Origin of the sequence: Bradyrhizobium sp. 6(2017), from assembly GCF_011058295.2 — a bacterium.
GTDB classification, from domain to species: domain Bacteria; phylum Pseudomonadota; class Alphaproteobacteria; order Rhizobiales; family Xanthobacteraceae; genus Bradyrhizobium; species Bradyrhizobium septentrionale.
Genome location: NZ_CP049289.2, coordinates 4,736,926 through 4,747,907 on the forward strand (window position 1 = coordinate 4,736,926; position 10,982 = coordinate 4,747,907).

A 10,982-nucleotide genomic window follows, 5' to 3' on the forward strand; every position below is an offset into this window, starting at 1 on the left:
GTCGCCAAACGGGTTCGTGATCGGGTCCGTTCGGGGAGTGCGCGGTTACCTTGGCGACGGCTGGACATTTGGGGTTTGAGGTGGCATCAGAGCCTGACTGCCTCGAACCGACGACCGGCCACGCATGAAACAATTCCTGCTGAAATTCTTCACCTGGTGGAACGGCCAGACCTTTGGCACGCAATTGTGGACCTCGCGATTCGGTGAGCTGGTCGGCGAGGACGAGCAGGGCAATCGCTACTATCGCACCAAGGGCGGCGAGATCGACCCGACGCTGCATTTCGAGCGGCGCTGGGTGGTCTATAACGGCTACGCGGAAGCGTCCCGTATCCCGGCGGGCTGGCACGGCTGGTTGCATCACACCGTCGACGTGCCCCCGACCGAAGAGACCTACACGGCGCGGGAATGGGAGAAGCCGCACCTGCCGAACATGACCGGCACCGCGCAGGCCTACCGTCCGTCCGGCTCGACGCTGGCGAGCGGCCGCCGCCCCAAGGCGACCGGCGACTACCACGCCTGGACGCCGGGAAGCTAACCTTCACGCATTGCCGTTTCTGACGTGCATCTGCGTCACGCCGCGCGTGCACCGCACGCGCGTCGTGGCGACCCATGGCGCGCCTGTGGACAACGGTAACAGCGGGGACAGTCGGGCAGCAGCCGAACATGTCCGCTTGCGTCGCGCACGGGTTCGCGGCTCAATGAAGCCATCTTACGGAGATGGGAGACCATCGCGTCGGATCGGGCTCCAGATCGCGACTGTCCCGATAAGCAGCGGCCTCCGAGTTGGATGCGGCCGGGAGATAGGCCCCCGGTACAGATGTCCTGAAATCGCCCGCAAATGTGAGGCTACCGTGAGACAGGAAGGGCCGCCCGGGAAACTGGGCGGCCTTTTTCTTTGCGGCGATCCTGAAGCGTTTTCGAGCGTAGTGGATCCCGGTTCGCGTGAAGAAAACGCGTCAATACAAGAATCCAGAGCCCGTTCCGATTCCATCGGAACGGAAAGGGCTCTGCGTCAGGACAGCCGCGCCGCGGCACGGTTCATCTGTTCGGTGCGGCGGGTCTGCGACGGCGCGATCCGCTCCTTCACCAGAGCGAGGATCTCGGCCGGCGCGGTGTCGGGCGAGCCCGCATTGAAGGGCGGTGCGGGATTGTATTCGATCCCAAGCTGGATCGCTTCCGCGGCCTTGCGGTCGACCAGCTCCGACACTAGCGTCAGCGCGAAATCGATTCCAGCCGTGACGCCGCCGCCGGTGAAGCGGTTGCGGTCGACGCAGACGCGCGTCTTCGTCGGGATCGCGCCGAAGCCGGCCAGGAAATCGATCGCGCTCCAATGCGTGGTGGCGCGATAGCCTTTGAGCAGGCCGGCCGCGCCAAGCACCAGCGATCCCGTGCAGACCGAGGTGATGTACTTCGCGCCGGCGGCCTGCTTGCGCAGGAAGGCGAGCATCTCCTCGTCGCCCACCATGTCGTTGGTGCCGGCCCCGCCGGGCACGCAGATCACGTCGAGCTGCGGGCAATCGGCAAACGTCATGGTCGGCGTGAGCACCATGACGGAATCGGTCGGAACGGGTTCGATCCGTTTCCAGATCAGATGAACCTTGGCGCCGGGGACGGCCGAAAACACCTGCAGCGGACCGGTGAAATCGAGCTGGGTGACTTTCGGGAAGATCAGCAATCCAATCTGCAGGGGTTCGGACATCGGAAGTCTCCAAATAGCGCTTGACGGAACCACGATGCCATGATGGCCTTCCGTCCAAAATGGCGTATTTCCCTCATTTTAAGACGTAAGGCCATTCGGAACGTAACGCCGTTTGCGAGGATTTGGCGATGATCGGCATCCTGATCTTTCCGGACTTCCAGCTGCTCGACGCGGCCGGCCCGATATCGGCCTTCGAGATCGCCGCGCGCCTTTCCAACAACGCGCCGGCGATCAGGACGATCGCGATGAAGCCGGGGCCTGTGCGCTCTTCGTCCGGCGTCGAGATGCTCGCGCGCGGACTCAAGCCGTCGGCGGCGATCACCACGCTGATCATTTCGGGCGGCATGGGCGTGGGCGGAGCGGCGACCTGTCCGACCACGCTGTTATTCGTGCGGCGGATGGCGGACCGCGGCATTCGGGTCGCCAGCGTCTGCTCGGGTGCCTATGTGTTGGCCGAAGCGGGCCTGCTCGACGGCCGCCGCGCCACCACGCATTGGCACCGCACGCCGCATTTCGTGAAGACCTATCCGAAGGTCAAGCTCGAGCCGGACCAGATCTTCGTCCGCGACGGCAATATCTGGAGCTCGGCCGGCATCACCGCCGGCATCGATCTCGCGCTCGCGATGATCACCGAGGATTACGGCGACGAGATCGCGCAGAACACCGCGCGGCAGCTCGTGCTGTATCATCGGCGCAGCGGCGGGCAGTCGCAGTTTTCCTCGCTGCTGGAGTTGAAGACGCCGAACGGACGGTTCGGGCCGCTGCTCGCCTGGGCGCGCGAGCATCTCGACGCGCCGCTGACGGTCGAGGACCTCGCCGACAAGGCCGGGATGAGCTCGCGGCATTTCACCCGCGCCTTCATCGCCGAGACCGGCACCACGCCGTCGAAAGCGGTCGAGCGGCTCAGGATCGAGGTGGCGCGGCAGCGAGTGCAGTCGTCGGGCGAGGCGATCGAGCGCGTCGCCGAGATCACCGGCTTCCGCGATCCCGAGCGGATGCGCCGCGCCTTCATCCGCGCCTTCGGCCAGCCGCCGCAATCGCTGCGCCGGGCCGCCAGGGTGGGGTAGGCGCCAAATTCATCGGCGCTGTCGGCAGAGGCAATTGAGTTTGGGACAAGCTCGTTGTCCGATCTCACACGATCGATGATATTTTTGTACTGATGAACCAGCGCGAAGGTTCCCGTGACTTACCTTGAGTGGGCATTGGGGACCCGAGGAGGTTCTAATGACAAAGCATCGAACGATTACCGGGTTCGTGGCTGTCGCCCTGCTAGCTGTCACGGCAACCGCCGCTACGATGAGGTCGCACGCTTCCCGGACCGACGGCGTTGTCGCCTCCGGCGCGGACACGCTCCCGGCTACGGATTTTAACGACCGCTGGTCCGCGATATCCGCTTTGCCTCCGGCAACGGACATGGCCGAGCGTGCACCTGACGCGCGTTAAATCGGTCATTGGCGGCGGTCCGGCCAATTTGAGGACTCGCCGCGCGCAGAGATTGCCCTCACAGCACAAAAGCCCCGCCGAAGCGGGGCAAGATGTTGAACGACCTAATTTTGAACAGAACTAGCAGTTCCGCCGCGCCGGAATAGCGCAGCCACCGCACGCAGGATCAGCCCACGATCGCAGAAATCCACGAAAGCGCTGAGCACGAAACGTGCCCCAGCCGAAATATCGCTAGCTCAATGTGTCGGTCGCGATCTTCTTCTTGAGTGCTTCGCAGGTATCCCTGACCTCCGTGGTCATCAACGCCACGGCCTCGATCTGCAGGAAGAAACGCTTGCCCTGATCGCGGTAACCTGCGGCGAATTCCTTGATTTCCGCGATCATGTCATGGACGCCTGCCACCATTGCCTCGCAGTTCTTGGCGGCCAATTGCAGTTCCGTTCCAAGGGCCTCGATCTCTTTCACCGCCGCTTCGTATTCGCGCACCACCGCCTCGGCCGACAGCTTGCCCACCTCGTTGACGCCGTTGCGGTGCTCGACGTAGTCCGGCATCGGTGAGAGAGGCCGAATGTTGCTGCGTGGTCGATGCGAATTCATCGTGTCGACTTCGCCCTGCAACTGTTCCAGCGGGGCGCGGGCGAGGACTTCTGCACTAACACTCATGCGACGCTCCATAAGTTGTTACGACAAACGGAGTTTAGCAATGTCAACGGATTTGTCTCGCTTTTCCACAAGTTTGACGTAAGTTCATTGTGCAATGCAGCATAGCAAATTCCACATTAGCGAGAGCAGGTTGGTGAACAGCCGCGCGCCTGCGGCCAGCTGCCGCAATCGCCGTGCCGGGCGGCGCGGGCGGGGTAGGGCGGAGCCGGCGTGCTCAATGCGGCGCGTCGGGGTGCCAGCCGAGCAGCGCGAGCATCACGAAGAAACCGACGACGTAGGCCACCATGATCGGCCAGCCCTGGGTGATCCATCGGACCACCGACTTGGCTTCCGGATACATGTTGGAGACCGCGACGCCCGCGGAAGAGCCGAACCAGACCATCGAGCCGCCAAATCCGACCGCGTAGGCGAGAAAGCCCCAGTCGTAGCCGCCTTGCTTCAACGCCAGCGCGGTCAGCGGAATGTTGTCGAACACGGCCGAGACGAAGCCGAGCCCGAGCGCGGTCTGCCATGATGCCGCGGGCAGCTCCTCGACCGGCATCATCGAGGCCGCCGTCACCAGCGCCAGCAGGAACACGGTGCCTTTCAACGTTTCGGGCATCACCGACCAGTCCGGGCGGCGCAGCAGCGAGGTCAGCAGGATCGCGGCCCAGACGGCGAGGCCGAACACCGGCAGTGCATCGAGCAGCGCGGGGAATTTCAGATTGGCGGTGACATTGGCCGCGAGCGCAGCGAGCAGGATGACCGCCACGATCGCAACCCGCGCCCAGTCGATCTTCAGGCCGGACGGCGCGTCCTTCACGATCGGGGAGAAGCGATGCTGCTGCAGCGAGGCCGGCACCGCAAACACCAGCATCGCGACGATGGCGGCGACATAGGCGTCGACGACGATGAGCGGGCTGACGCCGTCGATCCACATCATCGTCGTCGTGGTGTCGCCGACGACGCTGCCGGAGCCGCCCGCGTTCGATGCGGCAACGATGGCGGCGAGGTAGCCGATATGCACCCGGCCGCGGAACACGTGGCGCGCGACGGTGCCGCCGATCAGCGCGGCTGCGATGTTGTCGAGAAAGGCCGACAGCACGAACACGAGCACGAGCAGGATCAGGCCGCCCTTCCAGTCATCGGGCAGCAGCGCCGGCATCTTGTCGGGGAGGCGGCTCTCCTCGAAATGGCGCGACAGCAGCGCAAAGCCGATCAGCAGCAGAAACAGGTTCGCGAGCGTGACCCACTCATGCTCCATGTGGTGCACAAGACCAGGCAAGCCGGCGCCGAACTTCGCGAAGCCCGCGAACAACAGCTTGTAGGCAACGATCGCCGTCAGGCCGGTCAACGCAACGGCAAGCGTGTGGTGATGGAAGATCGCGACGCCGAGCAGCGTCAGCGCGAACAGGAGGAAGTCGAGCGGGATACCGTAGAGGAGGACAGGCGTGAGCAAGACGATCTCGATGGCTGGAGTGCCCGGCGGCGTGACGCGCGCCCGGCCGCACTATCGCGCGACGCGGGGAACTTCAAGGCGCGCTAGCGCCGCAAGCTGCGCTCGCCGCTTCGAGCCATGATCGGGGGACGCCAGACCACGTCGCCCGATCCGGTTGTCCACTCGCCGGCCGGCCGTCAGCCCAGCGTCTTCAGCCAGGCGCTGATCTCTGACACCGCGACATTGGCCTGATTGAGCAGCTTGCCCATGGTGAAGAAGCCATGGAATTGGCCGGGGAAATGCCGGTAGGTGACGGGCACGCCGGCGTCCTTGAGGAATTTCGCGTACTCGTCGCCTTCGTCGCGCAGCGGATCGGCGCCGGCGGTCAGCACATAGGCCGGCGGCAGTCCGGCAAAGCTTGTCGCGCGCGCCGGTGAGACGCGCCAGTCGCTGCCGTCGGCGCCGCCGAGATAGTGGTTGGCGAACCAGCCGATCACCGAATGCGTCAGGAGGATGCTGGTCTCGGGCTCGCGATGCGAGGGATGCTTTCGCGAAAACTCCGTCGCGGGATAGATCAGCAGCTGGGCGGCAAGCTTCGGTCCGCCGTCACGGGCGGTGAGCGCAACCACAGCCGCAAGATTACCGCCGGCGCTGTCGCCGCCGACGATCAGCCGCGCGGCGTCGACACCGAGGCTCTTTGCATTGGCGGCGACCCATCGGGTCGCGGTAACGGCGTCATCCACCGCGGCGGGGAAGCGGTGCTCGGGTGCCAGCCGATAGTCCACCGAGATCACGATCAGCTCGCCCTCATGGGCAAGCTTCTGGCAGACCACCTCATGGGTATCGAGATCGCCGATCACCCAGCCGCCACCATGGAAGAACACCAGGCACGGCACCAGCCCGTCGGTCTTGCGCAGCGTCCTCGGCGTGTAGATGCGCGCCGGGATGGTGCCGTGCGGCGCCGGGATCGAAAGCGGCTTGCTGGATTCCAGCGCCGGCGGCTCGGGGTTGGAGACGACGCGGGCGGCTCGATAATATTCGCGCGCTTCCGGTGCGGTCAGCGTCTCATAGGCGGGGCGGCCGGCCTCCTGGAAGGCCTTGTAGACAGCGGCGGCATCGGGATCGAGAACGACGGGCATGGACGACAAACCTTCTTGCGATGCTGGACTGAAGTGTTACGCGGCGGTGCGGCCGCCATCGACGGTGTAGGCGGAGCCGGAGACGTAGCTCGCCTCATCGGAGGCAAGGAACGCGACGATGGAGGCGACCTCGCTTGCGAGCCCGAGCCGGCGCGCCGGGATGCGGTCGACGATCTTCTCGACAGGCGGCGGGGCGTTGCCGCCACTGCGGCCCTGCAGGATCGTGCTCAGCATGCGGCTGTCGATCATGCCGGGACAGACGCAATTGACGCGCACGCCGGTGCCGGAGCATTCCCAGGCCGCACTCTTGGTCAGTCCGATCACCGCGTGCTTGCTCGCGCTATAGACCGCGATCATCGGCGATCCCATCAGGCCCGCGATCGAGGCGGTGTTGATGATGCTGCCCCTGTTCTGCTTCAGCATCACCGGCAGTACGTATTTCATACCGAGGAAGACGCCGACGACATTGACGTCGAGCACCCGGCGAAAGCTCTCCAGCGAATATTCCGGGATCGGCTTGATGTCGCCCTCGATGCCGGCGTTGTTGTAGAAGGCGTCGATGGTGCCGAAGCGGTCGACGGCGGCGCGGACATAATCCTTGACCTCGCTTTCGTCGGTGACGTCGGCTGCGATCGCCAGCGCCTCGGCCGAGGCCGGCAGCTCCTTGAGGGCCGCCGACAGATCGGCCTCCTTGCGGTCGACTGCGACAATCCGCGCACCCCGTTCGGCGAGCAGATGAAGCGTGGCGGTTCCGATGACGCCAGCAGCCCCGGTGACGACGGCAACCCGGCCGTCGAGCCTGATGCGATCGGGCATGTCTGGGTTTCCTCTGGCTGGTCCGGTTCGATCCGGATTTTCCTGATTTTCGCGCGTCGCCGCGCGGCTTTTGCGTGCTGACTATCCCACGTGTCCCCGGGGCTTACCAGTGTCAGACCGGTGGCTGACCAGAGCGCCGGGGAGGGCGCCGGACCCGCCCTTTCCCCGCCCTATTTGGCGTGTTAACCGGTGCCCTGCGAGCGGCCGATATCAAGGTACAATGTCGCGAGCCCGATTCGCCTTTTAAAGCCGCGCGAGATGCTTCGAACCATTGCCCTGACTGGCTTTGCGGCCTTGGTTGCCGCCTCAACCATCTCGCTTGCGCCGCCCGCGCGCGCGCAGATCGGAACGATTTTCTCCGATCCCGCGCCGCGTCCGCCGGGCTCGATCCCGCGCGGTCAGGTGCAGCCACCCAGCGACGACGACGAGGAAGTGCCGGAATTGCCGCGCGGCCGCCTGCTGCCGACGCAGCCGCGGGCGTTGCCACCAGGGCAGGCGGTTCCGCCGCCCGGCAGTGTGCAGTCGCAGCCTTTGGCGCCGCCGCCCGGCACCACGGTCGCTCCGCCGGGCACCCAGCCCGGCGTTGCCGTGCAGCCGCCGCAGCCCGGCGGTCCTGCCGTTGCCAATACGCCGCCCGGCGCAAATCCCTTGCCGGGCCTGCCGCCGGGGCAACGTCAACCCAAGGGCACGCCACAGGGGGCTCCACAGGGCACTCCGCCGCAGACGCCGGCGGCGCTGCAGCCGGGCGACGAGGTGGTCCAGGAGCCGCCCTCGACCAAGATCACCAACAAGAAGGCGAGCTTCTCCGGCCTCGACAAGATCACTGGCCGCATCATCAATTTCGACGAGGAAATCGGCGAGACCGTGCAGTTCGGCGCGCTGCGGGTGAAGACCGATGCCTGCTACACGCGGCCGTCGACCGAAGCCGCCAACACCGACGCATTTGTCGAGGTCGACGAGATCACGCTGCAGGGCGAGGTGAAGCGGATATTCTCGGGCTGGATGTTCGCGGCTAGCCCCGGCCTGCATGGCGTCGAGCATCCGATCTACGACATCTGGCTGACCGACTGCAAAGGGCCGGACCAGACCATCGTGACCGCCGCGCCCGACCCGCCGAAGGCACCGACGCCGCCACCGCCGCCGGCCCAGAAGCGCGCGCCGCCGAAGCAGGCCGCGCCGCGTCCGCCGCCGCAGCCGCAATACCAGCAGCAGCCGCCACCTCCACCGCCCCAGCAGCAGCGGCCGGGCGGTTTGTTCGGCGGATTGTTCGGAAACTAGACGCGGTCTCGTGCCCCGGACGCAGCACAGCGCGAAGTGATGCGCTGCTGGGCCGGGGCCTATGCTTCCGATGGGAATGAGTGAGATGGGTCCCGCGTCCGGGACACGAGCCCTTAATTGCGCGCCGCGATGATCGCCAGCGCCTGCTCGCCCTTCACCGGTTGCGTCGCGTCGAGCTTGCCGAAATCCGCCGGCGTGCCAGTGATCGCCTTGTCGAGCAGCGTGCGATAGCGGCGCCGCGAGATTTCGATCGCGCCGAACGTCTTCAAATGCTCGGTCACATATTGCGTGTCGAGCAGCTCGAACCCGCCCGCGATCAGTCGTGCCACCAGATGCACCAGTGCGACCTTCGACGCATCGCGTGTGGTGTGGAACATGCTTTCGCCGAAGAAGGCGCGGCCAAGGCTGACGCCATAGAGCCCGCCGACCAAATTGTCGTCCTGCCAGACCTCGACGCTGTGGCAATGGCCTGACGCGTGCAGCCCGAGATAGAGGTCGCGGATGCGCTTGTTGATCCAGGTGTCGTCGCGGCCGGGCTGCGGTGCCGCGCAGCCGGCGATCACGGCCTTGAACGCGGTATCGACGGTGATCGTGAACGCATCCGAGCGCACGGTGCGCGCCAGGCGGGAGGCGATACGGAAGCCATCGAACGGAATCACGCCGCGCAATTCGGGCTCGACCCAGAACAGGGTCGGGTCGTCGGCGCTCTCCGCCATCGGGAAGATGCCGCAGGCATAGGCGCGCAGCAGCACCTCGGGCGTGATTTCGGAGGAGGCGGAGTCTCGTGACGTCATGGTCACGAGAATAGCAAAGCGTGCGTGGTCTTGCGATGGGGGGGCCCTCGGGTGTCGCACGGTGTTGACGAGACGCGCCGGTTCCTCCACAGGCCGCGCCGTTCGGCTGCAGTTTCCCGAGACGGACTGCGCGACCGTGCTACATTGCAACAAAAAGATGGCGGCGCCGTCCGGGACATGGCGGTTTGCACGCCCGACAATCGACACAGCTGAGGGGGACGCTGCATGAAGTGGTCATGGCGGACATTTGCGCCGTTGCTGGTCTGGCTGGTGATTTATCTGGTCCCGGTGCCGGCGGGGCTGAACGCCAACCAGTGGCACTATTTCGCGGTGTTCGCCGCCGTGATCACCGGGCTGATCCTGGAATCGATGCCGGTCGGCGCGGTTGGCCTGATCGGCCTGACGGTCGCCGGCGTCGGCGGCTATGTCGAGCCCGATCCGAACAAGTCGCTGCGCTGGATGCTCGGCGGCTTTTCCGAGAGCACGGTGTGGCTGATCGTCGGCGCCTTCGTGTTCTCGATCGGCTACCGCAAGAGCGGGCTCGGCCGCCGGCTGGCGCTGCTCCTGGTGCGCGGCCTCGGCCGCCGCACCATCGGGCTCGGCTATGCGGTGGCGTTCTCCGATCTCGTGCTGGCACCGGCAACGCCGTCCAATACCGCACGCTCCGGCGGCACGATCTATCCGATCGTCAGCAACATCCCGCGCATCTATGGCTCCGAGCCCGGTCCGACCGCGGGCAAGATCGGCACCTTCGTGATGTGGACGGCGTTTGCGACCACGGCCGTGACCAGCTCGCTGTTTCTCACCGCGCTGGCGCCGAACGCCGCCGCGCTCTCGATCGCCAAGAAGCTGGTCAATATCGAGGTCGGCTGGTCGCAATGGTTCATCGGCTTCGCGCCGCTCGGTATCCTTCTGCTGCTGCTGGTGCCGCTATTGAGCTACGTGATCTGCCGGCCCGAGATCAAGGAGAGCCCGGAGATCGTGACCTGGAGCGAGGGCGAGCTCACCAAGATGGGCCCGCCGTCGCGGCACGAATGGATCATGGCGGTGCTGGTGCTGCTCGCGATGTTCCTGTGGATCTGCGGCTCCAATCCCAATATCAGCGTGCCGCTGCTCGGCTCGAACTTCATCAACGCGACCACGGTGGTGTTCGTCGTGATCTCGCTGATGCTGCTCACGGGCGTGATCGCGTTCGAGGACATCGTCGCCGAGAAGAGCGCGTGGGAGGTATTCTTCTATTTCACCTCGCTGCTCACGCTGTCGTCAGGCCTCAACGAAATCGGCTTCATCAAATGGGTGGCCGAAGGCTACGCGAAGCCGCTTGCCGGGATGTCGCCGTTCGTCGGAATGATCCTGCTCGTCTCGTTCTTCTTCTGGATCCATTACTTCTTCTCGAGCATCACCTCGCACGCCGCTGCCGTGCTGCCGGTGGTGCTCGCCGTTGGCTCCAGTATTCCCGGGCTCTCGGTGCAGACCCTGATGCTGCTGTGTGTCTATTCGCTCGGGCTGATGGGCGTGATCTCGCCCTACGCCACGGGACCGGCGCCGATGTATTACGGCAGCGGCTATATCGGCAAAGGCGACTTCTGGAAGTTCGGGCTGATCTTCGGCGCGATCTACTTTGCCGGATTGTTGCTGATCGTGTTGCCCTGGTTACAAACGATCGGGTAAAATAGCCACAATCCAGCGGGAAACAGCGGCCGGCCGGGAAGGAGGGACTTTCCTTTCCGATT

The 10,982-nt window shown here is 65.2% G+C and carries 10 protein-coding genes; 4 read left to right on the forward strand and 6 right to left on the reverse strand.

All coding sequences use genetic code 11. The features are described 5' to 3' along the window. Window positions 1-124 precede the first annotated feature (124 nt). Window positions 125-535, forward strand: a complete 411-nt coding sequence (locus tag G6P99_RS22085) for an NADH:ubiquinone oxidoreductase subunit NDUFA12 (RefSeq protein WP_029082185.1) — start codon at window positions 125-127, stop codon at window positions 533-535. Window positions 536-1,012: 477 nt separating this feature from the next. Here the strand turns inward: G6P99_RS22085 and G6P99_RS22090 are convergent, their stop codons facing one another. Continuing rightward, window positions 1,013-1,699: a DJ-1/PfpI family protein gene (locus G6P99_RS22090; protein WP_029082184.1), complete on the reverse strand. Its 687-nt coding sequence runs from the start codon at window positions 1,697-1,699 to the stop codon at window positions 1,013-1,015. Window positions 1,700-1,827: 128 nt separating this feature from the next. Between G6P99_RS22090 and G6P99_RS22095 the strand changes: the two genes are divergently transcribed. Further along, window positions 1,828-2,766, forward strand: coding sequence for a GlxA family transcriptional regulator (locus tag G6P99_RS22095; protein WP_029082183.1), 939 nt, complete (start codon window positions 1,828-1,830; stop codon window positions 2,764-2,766). A 607-nt stretch (window positions 2,767-3,373) separates the two neighbouring features. Here G6P99_RS22095 and G6P99_RS22100 read toward each other — a convergent pair. From G6P99_RS22100 to G6P99_RS22115, 4 genes are all read right to left on the reverse strand, one after another. After that, complete coding sequence (locus G6P99_RS22100; protein ID WP_245284732.1) at window positions 3,374-3,817, reverse strand: hypothetical protein; 444 nt, start codon at window positions 3,815-3,817, stop codon at window positions 3,374-3,376. A gap of 202 nt (window positions 3,818-4,019) precedes the next feature. Further along, window positions 4,020-5,243, reverse strand: a complete 1,224-nt coding sequence (locus tag G6P99_RS22105) for an SLC13 family permease (protein WP_029082180.1) — start codon at window positions 5,241-5,243, stop codon at window positions 4,020-4,022. Window positions 5,244-5,419: 176 nt separating this feature from the next. Then, window positions 5,420-6,361, reverse strand: a complete 942-nt coding sequence (locus G6P99_RS22110; RefSeq protein ID WP_029082179.1) for an alpha/beta hydrolase — start codon at window positions 6,359-6,361, stop codon at window positions 5,420-5,422. A 36-nt stretch (window positions 6,362-6,397) separates the two neighbouring features. Beyond that, window positions 6,398-7,177, reverse strand: coding sequence for an SDR family NAD(P)-dependent oxidoreductase (locus tag G6P99_RS22115; protein WP_165123423.1), 780 nt, complete (start codon window positions 7,175-7,177; stop codon window positions 6,398-6,400). A gap of 258 nt (window positions 7,178-7,435) precedes the next feature. Here G6P99_RS22115 and G6P99_RS22120 point away from each other — a divergent pair, with 258 nt between their 5' ends. Further along, window positions 7,436-8,455 (forward strand): DUF2155 domain-containing protein, encoded by a 1,020-nt coding sequence (locus tag G6P99_RS22120; protein ID WP_051346442.1) that lies wholly within the window; start codon window positions 7,436-7,438, stop codon window positions 8,453-8,455. Between the two features lie 113 nt (window positions 8,456-8,568). On the opposite strand, the gene aat is transcribed toward G6P99_RS22120, so the two are convergent. Beyond that, window positions 8,569-9,249: a leucyl/phenylalanyl-tRNA--protein transferase gene (gene aat, locus G6P99_RS22125; RefSeq protein ID WP_029082176.1), complete on the reverse strand. Its 681-nt coding sequence runs from the start codon at window positions 9,247-9,249 to the stop codon at window positions 8,569-8,571. 225 nt (window positions 9,250-9,474) lie between these two features. On the opposite strand from aat, the gene G6P99_RS22130 reads away from it, so the two are divergent. Further along, entirely contained in the window at window positions 9,475-10,920 is a 1,446-nt protein-coding gene (locus G6P99_RS22130) for a DASS family sodium-coupled anion symporter (protein ID WP_029082175.1), read from the forward strand. The last annotated feature ends 62 nt before the right edge of the window (window positions 10,921-10,982 follow it).